The organism is Streptomyces sp. NPDC002276 (assembly GCF_053891435.1).
On record NZ_JBSFCQ010000025.1, the window covers coordinates 94,503 to 120,727 of the forward strand.

Genomic DNA, 26,225 nt, shown 5'->3' on the forward strand with positions numbered 1-26,225 from the left:
AGGGAGCCTCTCGATCTCAGCCGCCGCCGAAGAGGGCGCTCTCAGCAGCTGCGACGGCCTTTGCCCTCAGGGGCGACGACGTACGAATAGCAGGCTTGTGCTCCATGTGGACGAAGACACCACCCGCCGCACGGGTCTGCGCGCCCACCGGGTTGCACGTGGCGGCCAGGTCGTCGAAGCGGTCGCCACCCGTATAGATCCCCGCGGAAATCCCGCGCGCAACCAACTCCCTGCTCAGCCGTGACAGGCGCGCCCCGGGTTTGGGGGCCGCACCCTCGACCGCCCGCTTCACGCCATCGCTGAGGACGACATCCGGATATCCGGCCTTGTCGATGAACCCGTGGTACTGCAGCGCCCGCATTCCGCGCCGCATCAGATTGCGGTGGACCGCCAAGAAGGCGCTTCTGTCATTACGCGCCATGTCCGATGCGCTGAACGCGCACTTCGTGACCGGCCCATTGGCGTCACGCTTGGTCCCTGCCACCAGCAGCGCCGCTCCCCGCAGCCCTTGAAACGCCTCCAGAGCGAACGTCTCGGTCTCCAGATCACTCTTCGGATGCGGTGCCTCTACCAGAACGCTCCTGGTTCCCTGCCCCATGTCAATCACGAAGGTGCCCCAGCACATACGACACGGAACCACCTCACGCAGGACACCGTACGTGCGGCCCGCGCCACGATCGCGGACCTCCTGGACCCGGTAGCCGGAGGGCCTTACGGCCGCCGCGGCGTCATCGAGACGCCCCGCGCGGACCAGGCCGGCCGCCTTCCCCAGCGCCTCCACCTCCTCTTGGTGGCCCTCTACGAAGTGCCTGGATCCGATGCCTTCGAAGACGCCCGCCAGATAGGCGCGCAACGAGGCAACCACCACCGGGGCCTCCCGCTGGGGCGGCGCCGCCACCGCCGTCCCAGACAACATCGCGCCTACGAGCGCGAACGCCAACATCGCCTCTTTAACCCTGTGCACATTACTCCTCGTGTCCGATTGGGGGCTAAAAGTAGCGAATCGGGGAAGGCGGCTGCGCCCGCACCGCACCACGACCAGCTGAAACCGCTGCCACCCCAGCCGCAGATCCACCTCCCACACCGCTGACCAATCCGGCGCGGCCGGGGCTGCGCTGAGCCCGGAAGCCGGGGACCCGGATGTTCGGCAAGGAAGAGCCGTCAGACCTCGGAAGGTGTTTGAACAGCAGTACGGCCTGATCCTGGTCCGCGTCGGCTAGGGTCGGCGGCAGTAGCCGCAGCAGCCCGGCGAACCGGTCGTCGATGCGGGGCACGGTGAGCGCGTCCGCGCACGCCGCTGGCACCGCCGCCATACCGGTGTTCGAGAACCATCTCCGGCGGTACGAGCGTCGCCGGGAAGCCCTCCCGCCGCAGGTATAGCCCCTTCTCGGAGGCGAATGCCCGGCGGGCTCTTTCCTCCGACCGTTCCCAACGTCGCCGCTCACGCGAGTGACAGAGCCTCGACCGAAGTGAGTCGCCTCATCGAATTTCGATCGGCCTGAAGGAAGTTGGACCACAAGGGCGGGTGGCGCAGCGGTACGTCGATGGCTCGAACCCGGCGTTCCCCTGTCTCGTTGGCGACAGGACCGTCCGGACCAGGCCTGGCCATGGGTCGTGCCCGCGGGCCATGCCTTGAGCCGGCGCGGGAACATGAGGCACGGCGCAGGGGAGAAGCCGGCGGTCCGCCCGGCAAAGTCGCCCGACGCCGGTCAGCGGGACCGCACTGGATTCATACAAGATGGCAGTACCGGGGTTCTCTTCCCGATCGGCCGACACCGCCGTGTTCGTCGTCCTTGACCGGGAGTTCGCCGGCTACGGCTCCCACCGCTCCGCCCACCGGCAGACCGCCCGTCCCGCGTGGTGGACCCGGACATCGTGGAGGCGGTCGCACGGCAGACCCGGCGATACGGGAGCTCGTCCGACGCGCGTTCTCTGAGCCGGAGACGAGACCGGGGAGGGCGGCCGCGGTGCCGGATATGCGGTCACCGCGGTCCACCGCGTGAACCAAGAAGGTTCCCCGGCTTCGCCGACCCCGACCCTGCCGGCGAGCTGTTGTGCTGTCACCGGATGAGGTGATGCAGCACCGGGACACTGCTGCCGGAGCCGAGCAGACCTGCGAGAACCGCACCGGCCACGGGCGTGCCACTGAGGTAGGACAACCCTCCGACCGCCAGACCGATGACGACCGCGGTCAGGAGCACGACGGCGGTGTGCAGAGTCATGAACGGGTCGGGCTCGGACTGGTCCGGTCGGGTGGTGCGGGCTCGACTCACGTTCTTCTCCGGGGTGTTGACGCCGCAGGTGCTTACTCGTACGTGCCCTCCAGCCCGCTGTCCCACGGGGAACTTTCGCGTCTTACGGCCCCGGGAAAATCTTGAAAATGTCCGTGGGGTGCGGCGCAGCGGGCCACATAGAAGGGGACGACGTAGGCGGCCCCCACACACCGTGAGGGCGGGCAGGAGACAACCGAAGGGGAGAGGGAATGCAGGGCGACGTCGCGGGCGGCCAGTCCGCGGCCGCGAGCGCCCGGGACCTACAACCTTCGGGCCGGCTGGAGACGGGCGATCTGAGCGCGCCGGTGTCCGAGGACGACTTGCGCCGGATGAGCGCCAGGCACGGACGGCAGGCCCGGCGCCTGCAGCAGAGTGTCGACCGCAGGCTGAAAGACCGGCAGATCCTTCTCCTGCTTGCCCAGGACGGCTTCCAGGGATCGCGCTATGACCTCTTCGTGGAGGAGCTGGTCCGCTACGGCATCTCGGTGCTGCGCGGATGGATGCATTCCGGATTCATCTTCCAGCTCGTCGCCCAACGCGGCTTCGGTCTTCATCCTCATGAACTCGACCTGGAAGAACTGGCCACACAGAGCGAGGTGCGGGAAGAACTGGCGACCATGACCGTGGCCCGCGCCTTACCCCGCTTCCGGCAAACAGCTCTCGTGGAAGGAGGCTGGACCTTCGAGGGCGGCGCCAGCATCACCACGTACTTCATGGGCGCCTGCATCTACCGCTTCCCCAACGAGTTCCGCAGGCACCGTGCCGCCGAGGAACGGCAGCGCCGGGCACTGCAACGGCAACAAACGGTGTACGAGAACCCGATCAGCCCACGCAGTACCGCCGATGAGGTCCTGGGCGAACTGTGGGTCCGCGAAGAGCTGAAGAACATAGCCGACCCGCGGACGCGGATCGCTGTGGCCCTGACGCTGGACGACTACACGCAGGAAGAGATCCAGCAGATGCTCGACGAGAAGTCGGTCCGCGCCATCGAGGGACTGCTGTACAGATGGAGGAAGAAGGCGCAGCGGTTTCAAGGTGGTGGACAACATGGTTGACCACGGTCTGGACTTCGATGCCCTGCTGGAGGGCTCGTCCCTCGGTAGCCCGGGCGCCCAGCGGCTGCGTGCACGCACCACCCGCGATCAGGCCCGTGTGACTGGCTCGGTGGCGCAGCGCATACTGCTCGGTTCCCAACTGAGGCAGCTACGGAAACTCTGCGGGATTACCCAGGATGCGGCAGGTATCTCGATTCGTGCGTCTGCGGCGAGCATCAGCCGGATGGAAAGGGGACAGGCGGGCTTCAAGACACGTGATGTGGAAGATCTGCTGACGCTGTACGGCATCACGGACGAGGCGGAGCGCGACGCGTTCGTCGATCTCGCTCGTGACGCCAATCTGGCCGGCTGGTGGCACCGCTACTCGGACGTGCTGCCGAACTGGTTTGCCACCTACGTCAGCCTGGAGGGCACCGCCTCGCTGATCCGGGCGTACGAAGTGCAGTTCGTGCACGGGCTGTTGCAGACCGAGGCGTACGCCCACGCCGTTATCAGCTGCGGCATGGAGGGCGCGAGCGCCGCCGACATCGACCGGCGTGTGGCACTGCGCATGGAGCGCCAGAAGATCCTGCTCTCGGACAACGCCCCCACCCTCCACATCGTCCTGGACGAAGCCGTTCTGCGCCGCCCATACGGCGGCAGTGACGTCATGCGCGGCCAACTCCGCCACCTCATCGAGCTCTCCGAGCGCCCCAACGCATTGCTGCAGATCATGCCGTTCAGCTTCGGCGGCCACTCCGCGGCGAGCGGCCCCTTCGCCATCTTGAGTTTTCTGGACTACGACCTCCCGGACGTCGTGTACGTCGAGCAGCTCACCAGCGCGATGTACCTGGACAGACGCGAGGACGTCGCCCAGTACGGCCGAGTGCTGGAGGAACTTCAGCAGGGGAGCCCGGGACCGGACGGGAGCCGGGACCTGCTGTGCGGGCTTCTTCGCCTTTCATAGTTGGTCGGCTCAGGCCGCAATACCCACCACCCTGGTGTGTCGGCCCGCTTGCCACGCTGCTGGTCGCCGCCGGTTCGCCGCCGCGTCCTTCTTGCGCTGTCCGCTCTCAGTCCGTTGGTTTGCCGTTCTCAGTCCGGTGGTTGACGGGCCCGTATCGCGCCGGATACCGGTCTGTGTGTGGTGGTGGGGCCGGTTCGCCGGTGGGTGGTGTGGGGGGTGTTCGGTTGCCGTGGATGGCGGCGATGACGTGTGGCCAGGCGGCCGTTCCCAGTGCTGCGCCGGCCGCGGGGGTGCCGCCGTGGTCGTAGCGGGTGGAGGGAGGCGGCGGTATCTCGTCGGGGAAGGTGATGCGGTGGCCCGCGTCGGTGTGGGTGATCAGCGTCGTTTCGCGTCCGGCCGTGGTGCGCCGGTCGGCGAGTTCGTGGGCGAACCGCAGGGACGGCCACATCTTGTCGGCGCCGCCCGCGACCAGGACCAGGTCGGCGTGGGTGTTCTCGACCGGGATGGCCGCGGCGCCGAGACGGTCCTGGTGGGCCGTGAGGCTGGATTCGTACCAGTTGAGCAGGGCGACCGGCGCGTCCCGGGGCTCCGGCGGGAGCCAGGATTCGCTGTAGGGGACGAAGGGCAGGGATTGTCCCTGCCAGGTCCAGCTGGATCGGTAGGGGTGGTCCCGGCCGTCGTGTCCGGGGCCGACGTTGGCCCAGACGACCGACGAGGGGGCGAGCGCGATCACGGCGTCGGCGCAGTCTGAGAGGGTGGACACCAGCAACGCTGCCTCGGCGCTCTTGGAGAGTCCCAGGATGCTGACGCGTTCGGCACCGCGTTCGCGCAGCAGCCCGGTCGCCTCTACGAGGGTTTCCAGCGGAAGTTCGCAGATGCCGGGCGGCTGCCCGGGGCCGCCGAACCACCGGACCGTTGCTGCGCTCACGCCGGCTCGGGCGAAGAGGCGGCAGCGTTCGCGCTCGATCCGGCCGCTCGATCCGGACAGCACAAGGACACCCGCACGGCTGCCACCGGCTGGGGGCGAGGCGATGAAGCCCGTCCAGGGGCCGGTCAGTTCGTACTCGGCGATTTCTGCGGCCATTCCGTCAACGTAGCCGAGGCCGCCATGAGCGGATCGGATGCCCCGGCGCGTTCCGGGGTCCTGTGATCCGGGCGCAGGCCCTGTTCTTCGTCGGCTTACTTGTCAGCTTGTTGTCGATGGCGGCGGAAGCCTGTGGTGCTGTGTGGTGGTGTTCGGTGAGGTGTGTCCGGGTACACGTTGTGCTGGGCGGAGCGGATGCATGGCTGCCCGGGATTTGTCCGAGGGACCGGGCCGGGCCGGGCCGGGCCGGGCTGGGCTGGGTGCCGTCAGGGTGACGGTACGTCGGGGACGGTCTGGGCCGGTTGGACTTCGAGGGGTGGGCAAGGCCGTGCGGCGGCGCGTCGCATGCTGGGGCGACCGCGTCTGAAGGGCTGTCCGTGGCTTGGCCGCGTGGATGACCGTTTCGGCAGGCTGTTCTTGAGGGGACTGCAGAGGACCCGGGAGGGAAAGCGCGCCGGGGAGTGTGGTGACCGTGGAGAAGGCCGTGCGGGTGTGCTGCGGGCCCGGTGCTGTCCGCAAGGAAGTGTCTGCGGGTGCGGGGGCGTCCCGTTTCCGGGGTGCCTTCTGCGCATGTCTGACTGCCCGGCGCGGTGGATTGTCCGCGTGGGTGGAGGTGGTGCTGTGTGCGGACGGTGCGGTGAAGGTGCTGGTGGATGTGACGCTGGTGCCCGGACAGTGCTGTGGGCACGGTGCGTTGTACGGCGCTCACGACCACGGCGGGACCGATGTCGGCCGTCTGCGGGTTGCCGCCGACGAGTAGCCGTCACCAGCCTCGGCGAGGGCCCGGGACCAGTCCTGCGAGTGTGGGGAGCAGTTGTGGCGCACACGTGGTTGCGGGGGCGTCGGAAGGTGCTGGCTGTCCGGTGGGTGAGCATCGTGCCGTGCGGTGAGTCGACGGCAGCCGCGCCGCTGCCCGTCGCCGCCATGACGGTGCCGGCCCCGGCCTCGACGCGGAAAGGGCAGCCGTATCCCCGGGAAGGATTCCGATGGCCGCACTGGCCGCACTGGCCGCACCGGCGGTACTGGCCGGTCGGCCTGGTCACGGTGGGTGGGTGCGGGGAATCAATGGTGGCTGCCGGATGCTCTGGCCTGTGTGAAGAAGATTGGTTTCCTCTCGTTCGGTCACTGGTCGCCCAGTCCGCATTCCCGGACCCGGTCCGCCGCTGACTTCCTGCACCAGTCCATCGACCTGGCGGTCGCCGCCGAGGAGCTGGGCGTGGACGGCGCGTATTTCCGCGTGCATCACTTCGCGCAGCAGGCGGGCAGCCCGTTTCCGCTGCTCGCGGCCATCGGCGCGCGGACCTCGGAGATCGAGATCGGCACTGGTGTGATCGACATGCGCTACGAGAACCCGCTGTACATGGCCGAGAACGCGGGCGCCGCCGACCTGATTTCCGGCGGCCGGCTGCAGTTGGGCATCAGCCGCGGCTCACCGGAGCAGGTGGTCGACGGCTGGCGCTACTTCGGCTATGCGCCCGGGGAGGGGGAGAGCGGCGCGGACATGGCCCGCCGGCACGCCGAGACGTTCCTCAAGGTGATCGGGGGCGAGGGCTTCGCGCAGCCGAACCCGCGGCCGATGTTCCCCAACCCGCCGGGACTGCTGCGCGTCGAGCCGCACTCCGAGGGGCTGCGCGAACGGATCTGGTGGGGTTCCAGCTCGAACGCGACCGCTGTGTGGGCCGCGCAGCTGGGCATGAACCTGCAGAGCTCCACCCTGAAGGACGACGAGACGGGCGAGCCACTGCATGTCCAGCAGCGCAGGCAGATCGAGGCCTACCGCGAGGCCTTCAAGGAGGCGGGCCACGCGCGTGAGCCGCGGGTGTCGGTCAGTCGTAGCATCTTCGCCCTGACCGACGACGTGGACCGGGTCTACTTCGGCCGCGACCGCGACTCGCGCGACCAGGTCGGCATGATCGACGACACGACCAGGGCGGTCTTCGGACGCTCGTACGCCGCCGAGCCGGACGTGCTGGTCAAGCAGCTCCGGGAGGACGAGGCCGTCCAGGCCGCGGACACCCTGCTGCTGACGGTCCCCAACCAGCTCGGGGTCGACTACAACGTCCATGTGCTGGAGAGCATCCTGACCCAGGTGGCACCGGAGCTCGGCTGGCGCTGAGCGGTCGGCCGCCCTGCGCGCGGGGCGGCTCGGCGCCGTGGTGGCCGGGCCGTCTCGACTGCACCCCGCCCGTGGCCGGTCGGCCCCTGGTCCCCGGGCCCCGGGTCCCAGGTCCCGTCAGGAACTGGCCAGGGGGGTTCTCGACCGCGTGCGCCCCTGGCCGCCGGAGCCCCCCACCCAGACGCTCCCGCCGCCGAAGCCGTCGGCCACCTTCATCCACGCCGTCGGCTGCTGCCAGGCCTGCTGACCCTTAGGCCAGAGCGTCGATCCAATCGTCACCGGGGGGTGGGACGAAGAAGTATCCGCCCCCGACTGTGAGGGTGTATTTGGCCATGGCTTCGCCCTGGAGCCGGTGCTGCACGGCCTCGAAGCCCTGTGCCAGGTCGTGTTGGAAGCAGGAGAGGATCAGGCCTTGGTCGTTGTCGCTGTGGTGGTAGTTGTAGCCGCGCCGGACCAGCGGTGAAGGACTGCGCTGGTCGGGAGTTGCCCTGCGGACATGGGCGTCAAGCGGTGTGAGCTTGCCCTGCGGGTCGGCGGTGAAGGCGGGCTGCTCGGCGCTGGGAGTACCGTCCAGCCATCGGCCGTCCCTGCGGCGGCCCACGATGCGTTCCTGCGTGTGAACGGTGTCGCGGTTCCAGAAGGCGGTGGCCAGTTGGATGATTCGTATCACCTGGTAGCTGCCGCCGACTGCCCAGGCGGGTTCGCCCTGGTCGGCCGCGACGATGGCGCGCTCGGCGGTGTCGGCCTGGCCGGCGGGGTTGGCGTATCCCTCGGTGAAGTGGAAGGGATTGAGGGACAGTCCTCTGCCGTGCTCTGTGCGGTTCTCAGGCCGTATGCCGTCGAGACGCCAGCGCACCCGCCACCGCGGTAACTGGCGCAGAGTGTGCTCGGCGGCTTCCTGTACGACACGGCGGGAGGTCCCGGTGATCTGGACCAGGAGGTCCCCGTGCGACTGGGACGGATCCAGTACGTCTCCGGCAAACGGCGGCATCGGTCTCAACTGACGCGGCCTGGACGCCGTTTCTGGAAAGGCGCTGCTTCCCAGCGCCGACCAGGCGGAGATGCATCCGCCGTCTATCGCCTCAACAGCACGGTGCGCAGCCTGCAATTGCCTGCCACGGTCAGATGCGGCCGCGACGAGGCCCAGAGACAACACCTGTGCGTGCGGCAACGGGGCCGTGCCGCGCAGATGGGCCGGCTCCGTATCCCGACGGGGTTTGTCGTCGCCCATGGCCGCGACGCCTGCTGCGCCGAGCCCCGCTGTTCCGACAGCTGCAACGCCGAGCGAGGCGCGCAGGATCCCCCGTCTGTTGGTCATGGGCACGCTTCGACCTCACTGTTCAGGCGTGGAACGGCGACCGCGCCATTCGTGGGCGCCGGTCTGACTCATCAGGCCCTCGATCGTGGTGGCGTCGGTCAGGAGCGGTTGGACCCGCTGGACGTAGCCGATCTGCCCCAGGAGGGATTTCCGCATTTGTCTTGGGTTCCGGGCGCTGTAGGAGATGCCACAGCGTTTCTCCACAACGCCTGCGGCGACGGCCAGTGGTTCGATGTCGACTGTGAGGGTTACGGAATCTGTTCTGAAGCGGACGCCGCATTCCACCGCGCCGCTCGGTGATCACCGCGGCATCGGTGACGCCAGCGTTCCACAACGCGTGGACCTGCTCGCGGTAGCTGTCGAGCTTCGTCACGCGGTTCTCGCACTTCACCAGCAGTTCCGCCAGCGTGGTGGCGTCGGCGAACCGGCGGACGGTCTGCGGGTCCAGGTTCAGCTCACGGCCTACTGCCGCCCGTGACATGCCAGCCGCCAAGCGGCTCTGCACCGCCTCGAAGCGCTCGCGGGTGCGGATAGCCAGTCGCCGCTCCGGGCGCGGTGGCAGCGCGGGCTCCGGCGCGAGGACCGTCGCCGGCACGGGTTCCGGGGTCGGCTCCGGTTCCGGTGTGGCCCGCTCGGTCTGGACGCGGAGGCAGTGGTAGTGGGAGTTCACGGTCTTCCCGACCGCTTCGCACAGGTTCTGCCATAAATGAGAGCGGTCTGCCACCTGGATGGCGTCCGGCGCGCCGGTGCGGGCACCCTCGGCATACGCACCTCCGCGATCACGGCATACGACCTCGACGCCCGGGTGCTCGACCAGCCAGGCAGCCAGCGTGGCGGCCTCTCGATCCGGTAGGACGTCGATCGGCCGGTGCGTGGCCATATCGATCAGGATGGTGTTGTAGGTGTGACGGCGGCGAATCGCGAAGTCGTCGACCCCTAGTACCTTCACCGCCGGGAACTCGGGTGCTGGCAGCGCGCGGATCATCTTGATGAGCAGGTCGCGGCCGCACGGCATGCCCAGTGTCGTGGCCAGTCGTGCGCCGGCCCGGCCGGCCAGCGCGAGCGCAATGGCTACCAGGGCCTCGGTCAGCACCGGGGTCCGCCGCGCGAACGGCGTTGTCAGGTGCGGGACTTGCTCGCTGAACGTTGACAGCGCGCACGCAGGATTGTCGCACTTGAAGCGGCGCACCGTCACCACTACCCTCGTCCTGCGCCCCGCCGACGGCGCATCCGCCAGCATCAGCTGGTAGCGCGCGTGAACCCGGGACGGCTGCGCCCCGCACCCCGAACATCCCGCGACCTGCGCGGACGACCGCACAAAGAGCGTCACCGACAACCCATCGGACTCGACCCGGTCGACACTGACAGCTCTCAGATGGGGCAACAACAGGTCAATACTCGAAGATAGGCACGCAGGTCATCCTCTCGGGCTCCACGGAGCCGATCGCGCCAGGGCGCGCTGAACAGCCAACTTCACGTGATCATCACCAGAGCCCGGAATTCCGTGAACACTGACATCAACTTCGTACCTGTCGCGTTTTCCGGGACAGGTACCGCAACCCCTGCTTCATGTAGACGCGGGGGTTCGTATCCAGGTGCCGCGCCCACTCCGGCGGCTGCTGTTCGCCGCGCGCGGCGGCGTAGACCGCCAGCGCGTACCCGTAGATCTCCTCGCTCAGGTAACCCAGCTGGGACCGCGACCACCCGCTGCTGTCCCGCGTGAAGTCGAACGACGCGTTGGCACTGAAGATCCCTAGCCCGAAGTGGACCGTCAGCAGGTCCGTCAGCTGCTCGTGGTCGGGCCGCTGGGCGGTGGTGATCCGCCCCTCGTCCAGCAGCAGCACGTGCCCCAGCTCGTGCGCGATGGTCGCCACCAGCGCCATCGGCTGCCGGGTCAGGTGCTGACTGATCGCCACCACCGGACGTCCGCCCTCGCGCCGGTAGTGCCCGACGGCTCCGCCGCTGCGGTACTGCAGGCCCATCTTCAACCAGGTCTGCCGCTCGGTGTCGTCGTACGGCTCCACCTCTACCAGCAGCCGTCCGTAGTCCACCCGCATCCGCTTGCACACCCGCTGCACGGTACGCCGGATGTCCTCGTCCGACCCGGCGTAGGCCCCGGGGAAGAACTCGGCCGTCGGCTCCACCATCCGCTCCGCCCGCACCTCCGGCTCGAACTGGTCAGCCAGCCAGGCCATGTTGTCCTCGACCCACGCCTCCTCGGCCGTTCCCACCGGACACCGCACCGATCCCAGCCACCTCATGGCCTCCCCCTCACCCTGATGTTCCGGCCCCCATAATCCTCTTCACACCCACACCTGACTTCCCCCATGGGCGCGAGACCGACGGCGAGCCGGTCGGGTCCCAGCCCCGCGCCCACACGGCTGCCGCCTCGGCCCGCGGCGACCACCTGCCCCCGCTCCGACCAGGCCGCGGTCACCGACGGCTGAGCCTGGAAGGCCCTCAAACGCCAGTGCTACGGGAGAGCCAACTTCGACCTCCTCAGACTCCGAATATTCCTGACACCCTGACCCATCACGTGATCATCGCCAGAGCCGGTTTCCGTGACCGCGGTGAGGTTGCCGTTGGCGTAGGTGTAGGCGGTGACCGCCTGTGCTGCGTCGGTGGCCGTCGTGACCTGCCCCGCGCTGTTGTAGGTGTAGCTGGTTGCGCGGCCTTGGGGGTCGGTCGTCTTCGTCAGGTTGCCGTCGGCGTCGTAGGTGAACGTCGTTTTGTGGCCGAGTGCGTCGGTGACGCTGCCCGGCTGGTCGTAGGCGCCGTCGAAGACCACGCTGCTGCTGGAGCGGGCACTGCTGGTTACGGCGAGTTCGACCGCGTTGGTCACATGGCCGTTCGCGTCGTACGACAGTTCGGTGTGCCGCCCGTAGGGGACCACCACCGCAGTGACGCGGTGTCCGGTGCTGGGTATGGGCATCGATGTCGGCCTCACCCGCGAGCAGTTCCGGCCTGGCTGTGACGTTGTTCTGCGGCTCCAGCATGTTGGCTTCGAACGGCCCCACTTGGCGCAGAGTCTCCGGGCTCCTGACGTCCTGGAGTGGCTCCGGGGGACGGCTTGATCTGGCGCCAACAGGACGTCACACGCGCCGCTTCGTCGGCATCCGGATGTCAGTGGGTGCCGTCATGATGACCAGATGAATGATCTCGCTGTGCTCCGGCAGGAGTTCTCAGGGAATGAGGACGCGTTTTTGGCGATCATGATCCGTGATCGGAGGTGGGACAGGGAGGCTTTCTCTCGCCTTGAACGGGCCATGCGCGGAGTGTGCTCGACATTCGAGGAGAATGATCAGCAGGATTTGCCGCGATGGCTGGTGGAAGGGTTCTGGTTGTGTGTCGACTGGCTGCCTGATCACACGGCCCACCCGAGGTTTCCCCGCCCAGATCCGTTGGACTACTACGAGGCAGCTCTCCGGCGGCTGAGAGACCTCCAATACTGGCTGGTGACGGGCGATTCCCCGTACTTGCCCGGTCCTGAGATCGAAGATCTCTAGGGCTTGGAGCCGTGCCCTGTGCCGAATGCGCATCTGCCTGCTTCGTCTCACGCAGCAAGGACGGTCAATTCGCCTGGCTGTTCTTCCTGGCTTTGGAGCGAGCCAGCCGATACGACTCGGTGCCGGTCTCGACGAGAGTCGCGTTGAACGTGAGTCGGTCGACGACGGCCGCGCAGGGCCGGGGGTCGGTGAAGGTCCGGCTCCAGCCCGTGAAAGCCTCGTTGGAGGCGATCGCGATGCTGTTCCTCTCCTCACGCTCCGTGAGAACCTGGAAGAGTATTTCCGCGCCGCGGCGGTCCAGTTCGAAATAGCCGAGCTCGTCGATTTCGAGCAGGTCGACGCGCCCGTGGCGGGCGATGGTCTTGCCAGCTGTTTGTCGTCAGCGGCCTCGACCAGCTCGTTCACCTGGGCAGCTGCGGTGGTGTAGCGGACTCGGTAGCCGGCATGGCAGCGGCGGTACCCAGCGCGATCAGCAAATGCGACTTGCCGGTGCCGGAGTCTCCGATCAGACACAAGGGGTAACCCTTGGCGATCCACTCGCAGGCGGCGAGATTGTGGATCACCGCTGGATCGACGTTGAGGTTGACGGCGTAGTCGAACTCGCGCAAGGACTTCTCGCGGGGAAAGTGGGCTGCCCGGATGCGTCGCTGGGCCTGGCGCCGGTCCCGGTCCTCACACTCGGCCATCAGCAGTTCGGCCAGGAACCCGGTGTCGGCGTACACGTGAACGTCCCCAGCCTCGTACGGATGAGAAGGGACAGTTGCTGATGCGGTGAGACCTGCTGCTCGGCACTCTGCTGCTGAGTCGATACGGGCGGCGGAGGGGGCTGGCAGTGGTCTTGGATCCGCAGCGATGGCTGGAGCTTCGGCGCTTTCGCGGCCTGCTGGAGTCCGGGGCGATGAGCCTGTCGGAGATCTACAGGGAGACCGGTCTGGACCGCAAGACGGTCCGCAAGTACCTCTCCGCACCGGGGTCGGCAACGCCTCCGCGGCGATCGCCGAGCGGGCGGTCGCGGGCAAGGGTGATCGACGAGTTCGGGCCGCTGATCGATTCGATGCTCCGGGCCGAGATCCTGATGAAGGCCGCGGTCATCCACGAGCGATTGGCCCAGGAGTACGGCTTCACCCGGGAACTATCAGCGGGTCAAGCTCTACGTTCAGACGGCCCGGCCGAGGATCGCAGAGGAACTCGGGATCACGCCCATGGAGTTGGCGGGGATGCACCGCCGGTTCGAGGTGATCCCAGGGGCCCAAGCGCAAGTGGACTGGGGAGATGAGGGCAAGATCCTCGCCCACATGGGCGTCGCGAAGGTCTACTCCTTCCACATGACGCTCTCGTACTCGCGGGATCCTTTCTGCTGCTTTACCACCGGCCAGGACCTGTAGACGTTCTTCGACTGCCACAGCCGGGCATTCGCGCACTTCGGCGGGGCACCGATGACGATCGTCTACGACCGGACCAAGACTGTTGTGCGCCGGCACGTCGCCCCCGGTGAGGCGGTCCCGCTGCATCCGGAAGCGGTCGGCTTCGCCGGCCACTACGACTTCGACATCGACGTCCTGGCCGCCTACCGCCCACAGGGCAAGGGCCGGGTCGAACGACAAGTCCTGATCGTCCGCGACCATGTCCTGTCCGGCCGGTCCTTCTCCTCCGTCGAGGAGATGGACGCCGCGTTCACCTCCTGGGTGCCCGTGCGGCGGGCCCAGATCCACAAGACGCACCGGGAGGTCATCGCGGAACGGGCGGCGCGGGATCGCGCGGCTCTCAAACCGCTGCCGCCGACTGCGTATCTGGTGGCCGAACGGCAGCTGCGGCACGTCGGCAAGGACTGTCTGGTCGCCTTCGACGGCAACCTCTACTCGGTGCCGGCCCGCAGGGTCCGCCCGCGGCAGCTGGTCGAGATCCGGGCAACAAAATCTCAAGTCATGCTACATGCCACCCTCGCCGGTGTCCACGGAAGCACGCTGCTGGCGGCTCATCCCCGGGCGATCGGCCGCGGTGCCTGTGTCGTCGACGAGTCCCATTGGGACGGCTTGCCACCGGTCAGGGACGCCGGACCAGCACCGGCGACATCCCGGTCCGGCCTCGTCAAGAACGGCCGCGGAGCGAGGAGACCGGACCCTTGCAGGCCCTGCTGAACAGGGCCGCGGCCACCCGGATCGAGGTCGGGCGCCGACCGTTGTCGGTCTATGACGAGCTGACCGGCACCCGGCTCTTCACCACCAACTCCCCGACGAAGGAGTCGTCTTGAGCGAGCTGACCGGCAGCCGCATCCGCACTACGGCCGGCAAGCTCGGCCTGCCCCACCTCGCGGAAACCATCAACGAGTTCACCCGCCGGGCCGACGAAGCGAAGATGGGCTACCTCGACTTCCTCGATCTGGTCCTCTCCGAGGAACTGGCCGTCCGTGACGACCGTCGATTCCGCCAGGGACTGCGACTCTCCCGGCTGCCGCACCACAAGACGCTCGACGAGTACGACTTCTCGTTCCAGCCCGACCTCGACCCGCGCAAGGTCAAGGACCTTGCCACCCTCTCGTTCGTCGAGGCCAAGGCCAACGCGGCTCGCCTGGGCCCGCCGGGGGTGGGCAAGACACACATCGCCGTCGCTCTCGCCGTTGCCGCTTGCCGAGCCGGCTACTCGGTCTACTTCACCAGCCTCGACGACATGGTCCGCAACCTCAAAGCCGCCGAAACCGCCGGGCGCCTGGCCAACAAGCTCGGCACCTACCTCCGGCCGGGCGTTCTCGTTGTCGACGAGGTGGGCTACGAGATCCTCGAACGCGGAGAAGCGAACCTGGTCTTCCAGGTCATCTCGAAGCGGTATGAAAAGGGCTCGATCATCCTGACCTCGGACAAGACCTTCAGCGAATGGGGACAGGTGTTCGGCGACGAAGTCCTCGCCACCGCCATCCTCGACCGCCTCCTCCACCACTGCGACGTGATCTCCATCAACGGACCCAGCTACCGGCTCAAAACCCGGCTCAAGGCCATCGACGGGAAACAGACGTGGCCTGACAGGCCGCGTCGACTCGGCGGCCGGGGCACGATCAGTCGTCTTCGAGTCGCTGGAAGACCGTGGAGAACTCGTCGGTCTCGATCAGTCCGGCGATCACATCGGTCATGCTGTCGATGCCGGGATCCCGGACGATCAGGCCGTCCGAGACCCAGAAGTAACGGCCGCCGAGAGCCTCGCCGCTTCCTGCCCAGGTCTCCATCAAGCGTTCGACTTCGGCGATCGTGAAGACAGTCGCGCTCCACCGGGAGCCGTCTTTGAGGTCCACGAAGACATCGACGTTGCACACCGCCTCCAACTCCTCGTCCGGGTCAGGCAGGAACGACGCCTCGAAGTCGTCCGCGCGAACCCGATACCACGGCCCGTCCCAACCTCGTTCGACCGATCCGGGCGATGCGCTACGACTCATCGTGCGAGTGTCTCCGGCCAGCCTGACGATCTCAACCAAGATCTCAGCCGTGCTGCTTCCCGCGACATAGCTGGGGACGTTCATCCGTACGTGGCTGGGGAGCTTAGGTCGTACGCCGACACCCGGCATAGGACAGGCCCTCGCGCTCGGCCCGCGCGATCGTGTCGGCGGCCTGGGCCCGCATGGTGGGCAGCCGCAGCCGCAGCCGCAGCCGCAGCCGCAGCCGCAGCCGCAGCCGCAGCCGCAGCCGCAGCCGCAGCAGCCGGCAGGCGGTGTCGATCGCCGCGTCCGATGTCTGGGCGGTCAGTGCGTGATGGGCGGTGTTCATGATGAATCCTTCCGGCGAAGCTGCAGCAGTTCGTCCCACCGTTCCAGGCGGGGCAAGGGACGCTGATCGGCGGGCAGATCGCGAGCGGGGCGATGTGGAGTAGGCGGGGTCACCTGGGCCCGGACCGGTTCCAACGGCTCCGGAACGGGAGCGCTGGCGGTGACGGTCGGTGTCCGTCCGGCGGCCTGGGCAGCCTTGCGGGTCTCCAGCGCGATGACGTCCTCGCTGAAGGTGCCCGCCGCAAGGGCCGCACGGATCCCGGTCACCACGTCGGCATGCCGCTGGTGCCGGTGCAGCAACAGCACCCTGACCAGAACTTTGGTTCCGTCAATGTCTCCGAGGGCTTTCTTGGCCGCGGCCCAGAAAGCCTCATGGACGGCCGTGAACGTGCCCCCAGCACGGGCTTGGTGGAGGGCCTCGGAGCGTTCCAGTGCCCCAGGTTTGGTCAGCAGGGCTTCCAAGTAGTGGTCCAGGACGAGGTGTTCGGCACCGCGGCCGGTCAGTCGCCGGTGGCGGGCGATCTTGCGTCGACCGTCATAGACGGTCAGGTCGTCGCAGGTGAGCGTGACGGTGACCTTGCGGTCGATGAAGCGGACCGGGACCGAGTACCGGCACTTCTTCACGGTGGTCATGCCGTATCGGTCGACGCGCGGAGTGAGCGTGATGCCGGTCGGGAACGGATCGTCCGGCAAGGGCAGCAGATGGTCGGCCTCGCTCGCGAAGTCCTGCGTGATCGTACGCATCCGGGCCCCGATCCGCCGCTGGTTCTCCCTTGCCTCGAACTCGGCGAGCCGGTCGTTGAGTTCGTCCAGGCTGTCCACCCGCAGCACCGGGGTGAGGTAGTTGCAGCGGAAGTAGCCGACCTGGCCCTCGACGCCGCCCTTCTCGTGGGCCCCGCGCGGTCCCGGCTCACAGTAGAACGGGGTGAATCCGTAGTACTCATGGAAGTTGGTCCAGGGCGGGTTCTCCTCCCGCGAGCGGCTGCGGAAAACTACCTTCTTCACGGCCGGAGTGAGGTTGTGGTAGCGGACCTGCCCCGTCGGCACGCCGCCCAGCGTGATCAGCGCCTGGACGTGCCCTTCGAAGAATGCCTGCTGGCCGCACGATCGCGAGATGCGTCTCTGCACTTCTGTACTCGCGATGTGCTTCTGAACCTCTGATGGGGTGTGCCGTCCAGAAGTTACGACGGGGTCCGGGGCGGTCGCGAATCTGTGAGAGCGCCGTTCGGATCGCCGTCACTGTGGCGGATCCGAACGGCTCAGGCTCAGTAGGTGACGATGACCCGGCGTGCCGGGCCGTCCACCCGGATTCGTCCTCCGACAGGGACCACGAGTTGCGGGTCGGTGTGGCCGAGGTCGACGTCGAACACTGCCATGGTGTCGGGGGCGTACTGCTGGAGAGCCCGTATGACGGCCTCTCGCTGTTGCCGACGGAAGTGCGCCTTCTCCGAGGTGCTGAGCGGGTTCTCGAACGACCAGCTCCTGGCCCTGCCCATCAGCAGCGCGGGGAACTGTTGCAGCAGCCCGCGTTCGCCCATGTTCCGAAGGATCCGGTAGACCTCTTCGGCGCGTGGCATTTCCTCGGAGGTCTCCAGGAACAACACGTTGCCTGCGTAGGCGTCAACCGGTTGCACTGCGCGGTCGGCCATCAGCAACCAGGAGATGATCTCCAGGTTGCCGCCCCAGCTGATGCCTTCGACCACCCGGTCGCCGTTGTGCCAGGACCAACTGTCGGCGGGTTCCATCTCCGGTTCGGACTCGAAGGTGTGCGGGTCCTCCCACGGGCGGCTGACGTCCCCATAGGTGCTTGACGAGGTGAGTTCGTACTCGCCCGAGGTGAACAATGCCGACCGGAGGGAGTCCTCGGTCATCGGGTGCATCGCGCCGGGCCGTCCGAGCTCGACCATCACTGAGCCGCCGTGATAGCTGACGATGCCCAGGTTCCGCAGAAATAGCAGCAGGTTGGTGTTGTCGCTGTAGCCGAAGAACGGCTTGGGGTTGGCGCGGAGGAGACCGCGGTCGAGGTGCGGGAGGACGGTGATCTGGTCGTCGCCGCCGATGCTGGCGATCACCGCCTTGATGTCGGGGTCCGCGAAGGCCGCGTGGATGTCGGCGGCCCGTTCCTCGGGCGTGGCACCCATCTTCCGGGTCGCCGGATATTCCACTGCCTTCAAACCAAAGTCTTCCAGGAGCCTGCGCAGGCCCAATTCGTAGGGCAGAGGGAAGAGACCGGGCAGACCGGAGGAGGGGGACAGCACCGCGACCCGCTCTCCGGGGCGGGGCTTGGTGGGGTAGAGGGGATCAATCATCTGACGATCGTAGGAGGTAGCGGCCTGACGCCCCCAGGGAATATTCCGGATCGCGGAGGCGTGATGACCTGCGGGCGACGGTGGTCTCATCCCCCTCCGGCATCCCCGAGTAGTAGGGCACTCGCCCGATCTCGCCCAGCGCCTGGGTGAGCGCTTCGAACCCCGGGCCAGGGCGCGGGCCGGCCGCACGGTCGAGAGCGTCGGCGAATTCGGCGAGCAGCGCAAGGTCTGCCTCGGACACCTCAATGGTGGTCAGGTGTACGGCGTTCCCACCGTCGGGCCCGATCAGCAGCAGCACGCTGGGCGTGGGTGGCATCACCCGTTTCAACCTGCGCCGCTGCGACGACGCTCTGGCGGACTTCAGCCAGGCTCTCGGCCTGGACCGCAGCAGCGGCCGGGCCGTGACTTTCCGGGGGTCGGACGCACCACCGCATGCGGTGCCACCGGGCTGCCCTGGCTGACTTCACGGGTGTTCTCACTCTCGACCCGCACTATGCATGGGCCTACGCCGCTCGTGGATACGTTCACCTCACTCTGGGGGACATGCAAGCCGCGCTCGCGGACCTCGGCCGCTCACTCGCGCTGGAACCCGTTGCCGCCTGGCCGCGCTGCTGGCGTGGTGAGACGCACCGCGTTCAGAGATGCGGTGGGGAGGCGTTTGCTGGCTTCGGGCGGGTCATTGTTCTGTGGCGTGGGTGTGGGTGGTTGCGCTGTCGGAGTGCGTTTGTTGTGTGTCTGTCCGGTGTTTCCCTGGAGGGCGGGTGGTGGTGGCGGGCGCTGGTGATCTACGAGACTCAGGCTGCTGCGGCGGAGACGGGTGACCTGGCGCGGAGCGATCTCCTGGTGGTGTTGTGCGGACTGCCCGACTGGGACTGTGCGGAGAGCCGACTGGAGTTGTTCCTGTTGTTCTCGCCCTCCTGGCACCAGGTCGCGGAGGGGGTTGGTGACGTGGAGGGTTTTCGGTGTGTGGTGTCTGTTGGTGGGTGGTGGCTGGCTGTGGTTCTGGGTGGGTTCCGGGAGGTGTTGGAGGGGTGGTGTTGGTGGGGGTGGTGGCTCGCTGACCTGGTGTGTTTGTGTGCCGTTGTTGGAGTGCCGTGTTGTGTGGAGCTTTCACTATTGCGGTTCGTTTCATGCCTTTAACGCATAATTGATGTGATGTGTGTGGTAGAATCGGCGTTATGGGTATGGTTCTGGATGAGCGGGTGCGGTCGGCGGTGGCTGCGCTCCTGCATGCGGCGGGTGAGTCGCAGGCTGGTCTCGCGGCCGTGCTGGGTGTGAGTCAGGCGCAGGTGAGCCGTCGTCAGTCAGGGGCGGCTGCCTGGAGTCTGGCCGACTGCGACACTGTGGCCGCACATTATGGAATCGACGTGCTGGAGCTGCTGGCCGGTCCCACCCGGGCCGTGGAGTCCCTGTCCGTACACCGTCGCCGTCCGCCCGGCCGTACCCCGGCCCGTGCCCGCCGGACCGTGGCCGTGCGGGGCGGGGGAGTGTGATGACGGACTTCGGGGCGGTCGATGCCCTGCTCGCCCGGGCGGGACAGGAAACCCCCCTGCCGCCCGTCGGGGAACGCCGCCCTCTGCGGGAGGCCCTGAATGTCTCCCGCACCCGGCTCGCTCAGGCTCTGGGGGTCGGTGCGTCCACGGTCGGGGGCTGGGAGTCGGGACGTGACCCGAGCGGCGAAGTGCGGGAGAAGTACGCGTACTTCCTCAAGGGGGCCCGCACCAGACTGGACACCGCCGAGGCCGCAGACGCAGAGCCTGCCGCCGAACCTGCGCAGGAGCCGGCGGAAGCCGGCGAGCCGGCCGGCCTGGACGATCTGGACGAGCCGGACGATCTGGATGACGTCGGCGAGCTGGCCGTTCCGCAGCCGTGCGTACTGTGCGGGCGGCCCGCCCGCCACCAGGTCGAAGGGTTCCCCCAGCACCTGGACCCCGCCGACTGCAGCCCCGCCCGGACCACCCCCACCACCGAACCTACTCCGGCCACCGAACCCACCCCGGAACCGGAGCCGGCCGGGCGTACGGAGGCGCGGCGCCCGGCGCCTATGGGCAGGCGGGTACGGCAGGCCGGGCGCGGTGTGAAGGTGGTGCCGGTCGGGCGCCGTATGCAGACGGCCGGCACCCCGGACCTGATCGCCGCCGCCGTCACGGCCGTCCTTGCCGAGCATGCCGGTGATGTCGGGGCGGCGACCGCGGCGCTGGTGAAGCGGGCGATCCCGGACGCGATGGCCTTGTTGGACCACACGCGTATGGGCGGCCGCTACGACGTCGTCGCGCACCCGTGGCTGCCCGACGTGCTGCGCAGGCAGACCGCACGGGGCGCCGACCAGGTCTGGGAGGCCCGCCCCAAATGGGCCCGCCCCGAACTCCCGGCCGGTGTGCACGAGGTGACCGCCCTCGACGTCAACGGCGCCTACCTGTCCGCCCTCAAGACCCACCTCCCGCTCGGACAGCTCGAACACTCCACCGGCGACCACCACGACCGCCGCCGCGCAGGGATCCACCTGATCACCCCACCCGCCTGGGACCACGACACAGTCCTTCCCAACCCGATCGGCAACCGCGACGAAGCCGGCCCCCTCTGGGTGACCGAGCCCACCCTGCGCCTGCTGCTGCGCATCTCCAGCCCCAAATACGCACTGTGCGAAGCACCCGTCATCCACGAATCATGGACATCCGGCGCCACCGAGGGCCTGCTGGAGAAGTTCCGCATCACGCTCAAGGACGCCCGCGACACCGCGATCGCCGACAGCGACGACGTAACACTCGAATACGTGAAGGCGATGTACTCCAAGTTCGTCTCCACCATGGGGGAGTCGAACTACAACCGGGACCTCTACCGCACCGACTGGATGCACCTCATCCGCTCCCAGGCCTTCGCCAACCTGTGGTGGAAAGCCCACCGCGCCTACGACGAAGGCCTGATGGTGGTCCGCGCCATGGGCACCGACGAACTGCACGTGGCCGGCGACTGGCGCGCCGTCTTCCCCGAGGGCCGCGGCGTCACCGAGGTGAAGGTCAAGGACGTCTACACCGTCGGCCACGCCGACCCCACCACCCCGGAAGAGACCTGACATGCCCGAACGCAACGTGGACTTCGGCAGGTTCGGCGCACGCGGCATCAAGGGCCACGAAGCCGTCGCCCGCCAGCTCGACGCCCTCGCCGGCTACATCGCCACCCCGGTCACCGCCCGCCGCGGCCTCCTCGCCCGCCTGCACTACCTCACCCGCACCGACCACGCCCAGGCCGCCGCCCGCGCCGCAGGCCTGACCGTCACCCGCCGCACCCTGCGCGCCTGGCTGAACGGCACCCGCACCCCCTCACGGAAGAACCTCGCCGCGATCGAGCAGGCCTACCGCACGGTGCGCCGCGAGAACGTCGCCCGCTACCTCCTCGCCCGCCTCAACCGCGGCACCCGCGTGGAGATCCACCCGCTCAACCAGTCCCAGGTGGACCGCCCCCGCCAGAGGGCAGTGGAGTTCCGGACCTTGAACGTGCGGCACTGGGACCGCATCGTCGCCGCGTGGGCCGCCGGCGACGACCAGGCACTGGACGACGCCTGGATCGACCAGGCCGTCGACCTCGGCTCGCAGTGGGGGCAGTACGAGTACGTCACCAACATCGGCTTCGCGGCTTGACAACGGTCTCGGGGAACATCGGTACAGCGGTTGACGCCAGCCGGTGATCATGGCCCTGGGGTGGGCGGTCGCGGCGTGTGCGCCGGGGAGACGGGAGCCCTCTGCGGACACTGGACGGATGAGCGAGAGACCGTGGCCGACTGTCCGCGAGTGGTTGGACGGCTCGGCCGGCGAGAACATCGCGGACGTCCTGGCGCAGGGGCGTCGCGGTCGGCAGCTGCTGGAGTTCTACGAGCAGGACGTACGGGAGACCGTCACTGCTGCGTCCGGGGAGGTGACGGCCGTCGCCCTGGCCGGGGGTGACCCGGCCAGGGCGACGGTGGCGCGGAGCAACGCCGCGAACATCGGGGCCGGAGCCCCGCGGTAGGTGACTGTGGACATCGGCATTCCTCGCGCACCACCGACGGCATGCGCGTCGCCGTAGGTTCTTGGCGCGGAGGAGGGGCCGCAGGGTGGATGAGCGGGGGCGCAGGACAGACATGGCGAACCTTCGCCACACATGTGTCAGCCGTGCGGCACGCCCGCTACCGGTCGGCCGCGAGGAAGTCCTCCAGGATCTCGGTGAACCGCGCCGGCTGTTCCTCGGCCGGGTAGTGGCCGCAGTCGTCGAGGACGACCTCCGTGAGGTCGTCGGCCGCCAGCCGCATCGTGTGGGCGGCGTTCGCGCCGCTCCACAGCGCGCCGCCGACGGCGAGCACGGGCAGCGTCAGCCGGGTCTTGCTGCGCCGCTCGTTCTGGGCGATCGTCTCGTCCAGTGCCCGGTAGTAGGCGAAGCTCGCCCGCAGCGCGCGGGGATCGGCGGTGATCGCGTCGACGTAGACGTCGACGGCGTACGCGGGGATGGCGGTCGGTGTGGCGGCCTTGGTGGCGAACTGCCAGCCGAAGAAGAGCTGTTCGCGTCCCTGGACCAGTTCCTCGTTGAGGTCGGTGAGCCGGTTGAAGCCGAACTGCCAGAGCTTCAGGTTGACCGCGTCCGGGCCGAAGAACGGCGGGGACGGTGTGAGACCGGGAATGACTGCTTCGAGGACGGCGAGCCGGCGCACCCGCTCGGGGTGATCGGCGGCGAGGGCGTATCCGGTCCACGTGCCGATGTCGTGGCCGACCACGTCGAACCGGTCGTGCCCGAGCGCGGCCATCAGCGCGACCAGATCGTTGGCCAGCGTGCCGGCGTCGTACCCGTCGTCGGGCTTGTCGGAGAGTCCGGCCCCGCGCGAGTCGACGGCGACGACGGTGTGCTCACGGGCGAGCGCGGGCATCACTTCCCGCCAGGCGTACCAGGTCTGGGGCCACCCGCCGACCAGCAGCAGTGCCGGGCCGTGCCCACCGGTGACCGCGTGCAGCCGCAGCCCGTTCACCTCCACGAGCCGGCTGGTGAAGACGTCGGTGAACCCGTCGGGCAGCCGCAGCGAACTCAGGCTTGCCGTGGCGTCGGCCGAACTGGTCTTGGAACGATCGGTGCAAGATGTCATGCCGGTGACCATACGCATGTTGAACCGATCGGTGCAAGATGTGTACGCTGACGAACATGGCAGGCCGCAAGCAGTTCGACATGGACGAGGCACTACGACGCGCGATGCACGTCTTCTGGCGCTGGGGCTACTCGGAGGCCTCGATCGACCGCCTGACCGAGGGCACGGGCCTGGGCCGGAGCTCCCTCTACAACACCTTCGGCGACAAGAGCGCCCTCTTCCGCAAGAGCCTCCAGCGGTACGCGCAGACCTACCAGCCGCTGTACGAGCAGGCGCTGTCCGGCCCCCACCGGAGTCCGAGCGCCGTGGTGGCCGCCTTCCTGCAGGTCGCCCTGAACCGTATCGCCGACCCGACGGTCCCCGACGGCTGTCTGCTCACGGTGTCGGCGACGCAGAGCCCGGCGCTCGACGCGGAGGGCCGGGCGATGGTCCGCGCCATGATCGACCGTTTGCGGGCGGGTCTGGAGCAGGCGTTGGTGGCGGCGGGGGCCGGTGAGCAGGAGGCGGCCGGGCTGGCGTTGTGCGCGGTGGCGACGAACACATCCCTGGCGGTGCTGAGCCGCGCCGGCTTCTCGGGCGAAGACCTGGCAACCGTCGCCGCAGCCGCCGCCCGCATCCCCGGCAGACCACAGCCACTCCCGTGAACAGTGCGATCGGCACCAGGACCGGCTCATCGGGGCCTGCGCCGAGATGTCCCCACTCGCGTACCGGCCGCACGTGAGCGTCATCACGGTCCGGTTCCGCACCCGGTTCGCTTTCGCAGCAGCCGGATTGCCGGACAGGCAGACCGTGCCTCCGTGTCGCCGGCGAAGCCCGGGCATGCTGCCGGCCTGGGCTTCGCCCTCTGCTCGGGATGACGTCACCAAGCGTGGCCCTTCTCGCCGTTGGCGGCGCCCTCGGTGAGAGCGGGCTGCGGGACGGGTTCGAACAGGGCCGGCGGCACGGGGGGCGCGGCGAGGAGGGCGGCGATCCTCGGAATCTGGCCCGCCACGCTCGCGCTGTGCTCCGTGAACGCCTCGGTCGAGGCGAACTTCTGGATGACCAGCAGCGGTCCGCCGGCATCGCCGCGTGTGCGGTGCACCGAGTAGTGCAGGCACCCCGGTTCGGCGCGTATCTGCGGAGCGAGTTCGGCCAGCACCTGAAGGAGATCCTCGCGTCGTCCGTTCCGGGGCTCCATCGTGGACACGGCGACGACCGCGCCGGTCCCGGTCGGCTGGTCGCCCTGGAGCACTGCCAGCGCCTCGTCCGCCTCGGACCGGCTGCGCAGCCGGATCTCCGAGCCGCCCACCGCCGCTGCGGCCGAGGCCGCGACGGCGACCGCACCGACCTGGTCGGCGCTGACCCGGTCCGGATCGCCGGAGTCGGCCAGACGGGTCCTGACCGGCCCGAGGACCAGGGCGAAGACCCGCTGCTGTCCTGCGGCCTCGGCCTGGGCCACCTGCCGCATCATCAGCAGGGCGGCCTGCTCCATGCTGACCAGGCCGCTGCCGGGAACCGGCGTGAACGCGGAGGCCCCGACGATCAATGTGTAGGCGCCGTGGGCTTTCAGCCGGGGCAGGAAGGCCCGCAGGACGGCCACGTGCGCGGCCGCGAGCCCGACGAAGGCGTTCTGCCAGTCGCTCTCGTCGATCTCCCGGAGCCGCTTGCCGGCCCACCACCCACCGATCGGGGCCACCACGTCGTCGATGCCGCCGAGCCTGCGCTCCGTCTCCTGGGCAAGCTGCTCGGCGCCGGCGAACGTCGTGTAGTCGTGGACCACCAGGTGCAGGCGGTCGGCCGCCGCGTCACCGAGCACGCGCCGGAACTCCTCCGCCCGCTCCTGGGTGCGGGTCGGGACGACGACGTCCGCACCGGCGGCCAGGTAGCTGCGGACGACGCCCTCTCCCACGGCTCCCGTGCCGCCCGGAACGGCAACCCGGCGACCGGACAGATCGGGAAGCGTACTGCTGCTGTGCATGAGATCACTCCTCGGGAGCGGTGCGGGGCAGTCGGCCGGCGGTCCGGCACTGACCCCACTCGCATGTTGGCCAAACCAACGTTGGCTAGCCCAACATAGCAGGTGCGTGTTGGGGCGGCCAACAATTAGGATGGGGGCATGGCGGACACGGATCACGCGTTGCAACCCCCGGCCCGACTGCGTGAGCTCGCCAGCTGGCAGGCGGGCAAGGTGTCGACGCTCGGCGCCCGGCTGACCGCGCAACGCATGCCGCTGAGCGCCCGCGCCGATTTCGCCGTCATGGCGGCACTGGAGGAGTACGGGGCGCTCAGCCAGGCCGAGATCGGCCGCCGCCTCGGCCTTGACCGCAACGACGTCAGCGGCATCCTCAACCGCCTGGAAGACTGCCGCCGGGTCGACCGGCAGGCCGACCCCGCCAATCGGCGCCGCAACGTCGTCACCCTCACCACCGCCGGACAGCAGCACCTCCAGGAACTCCAGCAGCACGCCGATGCCGTCCAGGCCGAACTGCTCGCCGGCCTCGACACCGCGGAACAACGACAGCTCCACTCCCTGCTCGCCAAGCTGCTCGACAGCCATAAACCGCAGCCGTCCTAGGGCGTGTCTTCAAAAGATCTTGAGTGGTGGATCATGGTCGGGTGATACGTCGCCATGAACTGTCCGATGCCGAGTGGGAGTTTGTCGGGCCGCTGCTGCCGGTGTCGCTGCGGGGCCGGAAGCGGCTGGACGACCGCTGGCTTTGTCGTTGAGAGCCGGCAGCGCATGCAGGTGAATTTCGACAGCACTTCGTGATCGGCCGGTGG

The 26,225-nt window shown here is 68.4% G+C and carries 27 protein-coding genes and 2 pseudogenes; 14 read left to right on the plus strand and 15 right to left on the minus strand.

Going from position 1 to position 26,225, the window contains the following annotated elements; genetic code table 11:
• Positions 1-16: 16 nt before the first annotated feature.
• Both ACWIHT_RS41535 and ACWIHT_RS41540 read right to left on the minus strand, forming a co-directional pair.
• Entirely contained in the window at positions 17-943 is a 927-nt protein-coding gene (locus ACWIHT_RS41535; RefSeq protein ID WP_456173771.1) for a hypothetical protein, read from the minus strand.
• 1,117 nt (positions 944-2,060) lie between these two features.
• Positions 2,061-2,273, minus strand: coding sequence for a hypothetical protein (locus ACWIHT_RS41540; protein WP_456173772.1), 213 nt, complete (start codon positions 2,271-2,273; stop codon positions 2,061-2,063).
• 209 nt (positions 2,274-2,482) lie between these two features.
• On the opposite strand from ACWIHT_RS41540, the gene ACWIHT_RS41545 reads away from it, so the two are divergent.
• Both ACWIHT_RS41545 and ACWIHT_RS41550 read left to right on the plus strand, forming a co-directional pair.
• Positions 2,483-3,328 carry a hypothetical protein gene (locus ACWIHT_RS41545; protein WP_456173774.1) on the plus strand — a complete coding sequence of 282 codons (846 nt, stop codon included), beginning with the start codon at positions 2,483-2,485 and terminating at the stop codon, positions 3,326-3,328.
• Positions 3,329-3,449: 121 nt separating this feature from the next.
• Positions 3,450-4,274, plus strand: a complete 825-nt coding sequence (locus ACWIHT_RS41550) for a helix-turn-helix domain-containing protein (RefSeq protein WP_456173820.1) — start codon at positions 3,450-3,452, stop codon at positions 4,272-4,274.
• 106 nt (positions 4,275-4,380) lie between these two features.
• On the opposite strand, the gene ACWIHT_RS41555 is transcribed toward ACWIHT_RS41550, so the two are convergent.
• Positions 4,381-5,358 carry an acyl-CoA thioester hydrolase/BAAT C-terminal domain-containing protein gene (locus ACWIHT_RS41555; RefSeq protein WP_456173775.1) on the minus strand — a complete coding sequence of 326 codons (978 nt, stop codon included), beginning with the start codon at positions 5,356-5,358 and terminating at the stop codon, positions 4,381-4,383.
• Positions 5,359-6,451: 1,093 nt separating this feature from the next.
• Between ACWIHT_RS41555 and ACWIHT_RS41560 the strand changes: the two genes are divergently transcribed.
• A complete protein-coding gene (locus tag ACWIHT_RS41560; protein WP_456173776.1) occupies positions 6,452-7,474 on the plus strand; it encodes an LLM class flavin-dependent oxidoreductase in 1,023 nt (340 codons plus the stop codon).
• A 250-nt stretch (positions 7,475-7,724) separates the two neighbouring features.
• Here ACWIHT_RS41560 and ACWIHT_RS41565 read toward each other — a convergent pair whose 3' ends face one another.
• The 4 genes from ACWIHT_RS41565 to ACWIHT_RS41580 form a co-directional block, all read right to left on the minus strand.
• Entirely contained in the window at positions 7,725-8,792 is a 1,068-nt protein-coding gene (locus tag ACWIHT_RS41565; RefSeq protein ID WP_456173778.1) for a Dyp-type peroxidase, read from the minus strand.
• A gap of 22 nt (positions 8,793-8,814) precedes the next feature.
• On the minus strand, positions 8,815-10,122 hold the full coding sequence (locus ACWIHT_RS41570; protein ID WP_456173822.1) for an ISL3 family transposase: 1,308 nt from the start codon (positions 10,120-10,122) through the stop codon (positions 8,815-8,817).
• Between the two features lie 187 nt (positions 10,123-10,309).
• Positions 10,310-11,053 (minus strand): hypothetical protein, encoded by a 744-nt coding sequence (locus tag ACWIHT_RS41575; RefSeq protein ID WP_131815844.1) that lies wholly within the window; start codon positions 11,051-11,053, stop codon positions 10,310-10,312.
• A 212-nt stretch (positions 11,054-11,265) separates the two neighbouring features.
• Complete coding sequence (locus ACWIHT_RS41580; protein ID WP_456173780.1) at positions 11,266-11,724, minus strand: RHS repeat domain-containing protein; 459 nt, start codon at positions 11,722-11,724, stop codon at positions 11,266-11,268.
• Between the two features lie 217 nt (positions 11,725-11,941).
• Here ACWIHT_RS41580 and ACWIHT_RS41585 point away from each other — a divergent pair, with 217 nt between their 5' ends.
• Positions 11,942-12,298, plus strand: coding sequence for a hypothetical protein (locus ACWIHT_RS41585; RefSeq protein ID WP_456173782.1), 357 nt, complete (start codon positions 11,942-11,944; stop codon positions 12,296-12,298).
• A gap of 64 nt (positions 12,299-12,362) precedes the next feature.
• Here ACWIHT_RS41585 and istB (ACWIHT_RS41590) read toward each other — a convergent pair.
• Positions 12,363-13,131: pseudogene (gene istB / locus ACWIHT_RS41590) on the minus strand (IS21-like element helper ATPase IstB).
• A 426-nt stretch (positions 13,132-13,557) separates the two neighbouring features.
• On the opposite strand from istB (ACWIHT_RS41590), the gene ACWIHT_RS41595 reads away from it, so the two are divergent.
• The 4 genes and pseudogenes from ACWIHT_RS41595 to istB (ACWIHT_RS41610) all read left to right on the plus strand — a co-directional run bounded on the left by ACWIHT_RS41595 (position 13,558) and on the right by istB (ACWIHT_RS41610) (position 15,315).
• The gene (locus ACWIHT_RS41595; protein WP_456173784.1) at positions 13,558-13,683 is read left to right on the plus strand and encodes a hypothetical protein; all 126 of its coding nucleotides are present in this window, start codon (positions 13,558-13,560) and stop codon (positions 13,681-13,683) included.
• A gap of 51 nt (positions 13,684-13,734) precedes the next feature.
• On the plus strand, positions 13,735-14,436 hold the full coding sequence (locus ACWIHT_RS41600; protein ID WP_456173786.1) for a Mu transposase domain-containing protein: 702 nt from the start codon (positions 13,735-13,737) through the stop codon (positions 14,434-14,436).
• Positions 14,421-14,549, plus strand: a complete 129-nt coding sequence (locus ACWIHT_RS41605) for a hypothetical protein (RefSeq protein WP_456173788.1) — start codon at positions 14,421-14,423, stop codon at positions 14,547-14,549. The genes ACWIHT_RS41600 and ACWIHT_RS41605 overlap by 16 nt, the downstream gene beginning before the upstream one ends.
• A pseudogene (gene istB, locus ACWIHT_RS41610) lies at positions 14,546-15,315 on the plus strand (IS21-like element helper ATPase IstB). Before ACWIHT_RS41605 ends, istB (ACWIHT_RS41610) begins: the two are co-directional and overlap by 4 nt.
• Before the next feature lie 32 nt (positions 15,316-15,347).
• Here the strand turns inward: istB (ACWIHT_RS41610) and ACWIHT_RS41615 are convergent.
• The 5 genes from ACWIHT_RS41615 to ACWIHT_RS41635 form a co-directional block, all read right to left on the minus strand.
• A complete protein-coding gene (locus tag ACWIHT_RS41615; protein WP_456173823.1) occupies positions 15,348-15,722 on the minus strand; it encodes a hypothetical protein in 375 nt (124 codons plus the stop codon).
• Positions 15,723-15,825: 103 nt separating this feature from the next.
• Positions 15,826-16,050, minus strand: coding sequence for a hypothetical protein (locus ACWIHT_RS41620; RefSeq protein WP_456173789.1), 225 nt, complete (start codon positions 16,048-16,050; stop codon positions 15,826-15,828).
• On the minus strand, positions 16,047-17,177 hold the full coding sequence (locus ACWIHT_RS41625) for a Mu transposase domain-containing protein (protein ID WP_456173790.1): 1,131 nt from the start codon (positions 17,175-17,177) through the stop codon (positions 16,047-16,049). Before ACWIHT_RS41625 ends, ACWIHT_RS41620 begins: the two co-directional genes overlap by 4 nt.
• Positions 17,178-17,314: 137 nt before the next feature.
• Positions 17,315-18,358 (minus strand): S66 family peptidase, encoded by a 1,044-nt coding sequence (locus ACWIHT_RS41630; RefSeq protein ID WP_456173791.1) that lies wholly within the window; start codon positions 18,356-18,358, stop codon positions 17,315-17,317.
• Positions 18,351-18,656 carry a hypothetical protein gene (locus ACWIHT_RS41635; protein WP_456173792.1) on the minus strand — a complete coding sequence of 102 codons (306 nt, stop codon included), beginning with the start codon at positions 18,654-18,656 and terminating at the stop codon, positions 18,351-18,353. The genes ACWIHT_RS41630 and ACWIHT_RS41635 overlap by 8 nt, the downstream gene beginning before the upstream one ends.
• An 880-nt stretch (positions 18,657-19,536) precedes the next feature.
• Here ACWIHT_RS41635 and ACWIHT_RS41640 point away from each other — a divergent pair.
• The 4 genes from ACWIHT_RS41640 (at position 19,537) to ACWIHT_RS41655 (ending at position 22,363) form a co-directional block, all read left to right on the plus strand.
• Positions 19,537-19,851, plus strand: a complete 315-nt coding sequence (locus ACWIHT_RS41640) for a helix-turn-helix domain-containing protein (RefSeq protein WP_456173794.1) — start codon at positions 19,537-19,539, stop codon at positions 19,849-19,851.
• On the plus strand, positions 19,851-21,431 hold the full coding sequence (locus tag ACWIHT_RS41645) for a helix-turn-helix domain-containing protein (protein WP_456173796.1): 1,581 nt from the start codon (positions 19,851-19,853) through the stop codon (positions 21,429-21,431). Before ACWIHT_RS41640 ends, ACWIHT_RS41645 begins: the two co-directional genes overlap by 1 nt.
• 1 nt (position 21,432) lies before the next feature.
• Positions 21,433-21,996, plus strand: a complete 564-nt coding sequence (locus tag ACWIHT_RS41650) for a helix-turn-helix domain-containing protein (RefSeq protein WP_456173798.1) — start codon at positions 21,433-21,435, stop codon at positions 21,994-21,996.
• Positions 21,997-22,114: 118 nt separating this feature from the next.
• Entirely contained in the window at positions 22,115-22,363 is a 249-nt protein-coding gene (locus ACWIHT_RS41655; RefSeq protein WP_456173800.1) for a hypothetical protein, read from the plus strand.
• 157 nt (positions 22,364-22,520) lie between these two features.
• On the opposite strand, the gene ACWIHT_RS41660 is transcribed toward ACWIHT_RS41655, so the two are convergent.
• Positions 22,521-23,465: an alpha/beta fold hydrolase gene (locus tag ACWIHT_RS41660; RefSeq protein ID WP_456173802.1), complete on the minus strand. Its 945-nt coding sequence runs from the start codon at positions 23,463-23,465 to the stop codon at positions 22,521-22,523.
• 56 nt (positions 23,466-23,521) lie between these two features.
• On the opposite strand from ACWIHT_RS41660, the gene ACWIHT_RS41665 reads away from it, so the two are divergent.
• Complete coding sequence (locus tag ACWIHT_RS41665) at positions 23,522-24,109, plus strand: TetR/AcrR family transcriptional regulator (RefSeq protein ID WP_456173804.1); 588 nt, start codon at positions 23,522-23,524, stop codon at positions 24,107-24,109.
• A gap of 215 nt (positions 24,110-24,324) precedes the next feature.
• On the opposite strand, the gene ACWIHT_RS41670 is transcribed toward ACWIHT_RS41665, so the two are convergent.
• Positions 24,325-25,422 (minus strand): SDR family oxidoreductase, encoded by a 1,098-nt coding sequence (locus ACWIHT_RS41670; protein ID WP_456173805.1) that lies wholly within the window; start codon positions 25,420-25,422, stop codon positions 24,325-24,327.
• 138 nt (positions 25,423-25,560) lie between these two features.
• On the opposite strand from ACWIHT_RS41670, the gene ACWIHT_RS41675 reads away from it, so the two are divergent.
• On the plus strand, positions 25,561-26,019 hold the full coding sequence (locus tag ACWIHT_RS41675; RefSeq protein WP_456173806.1) for a MarR family winged helix-turn-helix transcriptional regulator: 459 nt from the start codon (positions 25,561-25,563) through the stop codon (positions 26,017-26,019).
• Positions 26,020-26,225: the final 206 nt, after the last annotated feature.

What these genes read in the sequence shown, in the direction of transcription:
- ACWIHT_RS41535 (WP_456173771.1), bottom strand. Translation starts at nt 943, where the DNA reads ATGTTGGCGTTCGCGCTCGTAGGCGCGATGTTGTCTGGGACGGCGGTG.
- ACWIHT_RS41545 (WP_456173774.1), top strand. Translation starts at nt 2,483, where the DNA reads ATGCAGGGCGACGTCGCGGGCGGCCAGTCCGCGGCCGCGAGCGCCCGG.
- ACWIHT_RS41555 (WP_456173775.1), bottom strand. Translation starts at nt 5,358, where the DNA reads ATGGCCGCAGAAATCGCCGAGTACGAACTGACCGGCCCCTGGACGGGC.
- ACWIHT_RS41565 (WP_456173778.1), bottom strand. Translation starts at nt 8,792, where the DNA reads ATGACCAACAGACGGGGGATCCTGCGCGCCTCGCTCGGCGTTGCAGCT.
- ACWIHT_RS41575 (WP_131815844.1), bottom strand. Translation starts at nt 11,053, where the DNA reads ATGAGGTGGCTGGGATCGGTGCGGTGTCCGGTGGGAACGGCCGAGGAG.
- ACWIHT_RS41580 (WP_456173780.1), bottom strand. Translation starts at nt 11,724, where the DNA reads ATGCCCATACCCAGCACCGGACACCGCGTCACTGCGGTGGTGGTCCCC.
- ACWIHT_RS41585 (WP_456173782.1), top strand. Translation starts at nt 11,942, where the DNA reads ATGAATGATCTCGCTGTGCTCCGGCAGGAGTTCTCAGGGAATGAGGAC.
- ACWIHT_RS41600 (WP_456173786.1), top strand. Translation starts at nt 13,735, where the DNA reads ATGACGATCGTCTACGACCGGACCAAGACTGTTGTGCGCCGGCACGTC.
- ACWIHT_RS41615 (WP_456173823.1), bottom strand. Translation starts at nt 15,722, where the DNA reads ATGAGTCGTAGCGCATCGCCCGGATCGGTCGAACGAGGTTGGGACGGG.
- ACWIHT_RS41620 (WP_456173789.1), bottom strand. Translation starts at nt 16,050, where the DNA reads ATGAACACCGCCCATCACGCACTGACCGCCCAGACATCGGACGCGGCG.
- ACWIHT_RS41630 (WP_456173791.1), bottom strand. Translation starts at nt 18,358, where the DNA reads ATGATTGATCCCCTCTACCCCACCAAGCCCCGCCCCGGAGAGCGGGTC.
- ACWIHT_RS41640 (WP_456173794.1), top strand. Translation starts at nt 19,537, where the DNA reads ATGGGTATGGTTCTGGATGAGCGGGTGCGGTCGGCGGTGGCTGCGCTC.
- ACWIHT_RS41645 (WP_456173796.1), top strand. Translation starts at nt 19,851, where the DNA reads ATGACGGACTTCGGGGCGGTCGATGCCCTGCTCGCCCGGGCGGGACAG.
- ACWIHT_RS41650 (WP_456173798.1), top strand. Translation starts at nt 21,433, where the DNA reads ATGCCCGAACGCAACGTGGACTTCGGCAGGTTCGGCGCACGCGGCATC.
- ACWIHT_RS41655 (WP_456173800.1), top strand. Translation starts at nt 22,115, where the DNA reads ATGAGCGAGAGACCGTGGCCGACTGTCCGCGAGTGGTTGGACGGCTCG.
- ACWIHT_RS41660 (WP_456173802.1), bottom strand. Translation starts at nt 23,465, where the DNA reads ATGACATCTTGCACCGATCGTTCCAAGACCAGTTCGGCCGACGCCACG.
- ACWIHT_RS41665 (WP_456173804.1), top strand. Translation starts at nt 23,522, where the DNA reads ATGGCAGGCCGCAAGCAGTTCGACATGGACGAGGCACTACGACGCGCG.
- ACWIHT_RS41670 (WP_456173805.1), bottom strand. Translation starts at nt 25,422, where the DNA reads ATGCACAGCAGCAGTACGCTTCCCGATCTGTCCGGTCGCCGGGTTGCC.
- ACWIHT_RS41675 (WP_456173806.1), top strand. Translation starts at nt 25,561, where the DNA reads ATGGCGGACACGGATCACGCGTTGCAACCCCCGGCCCGACTGCGTGAG.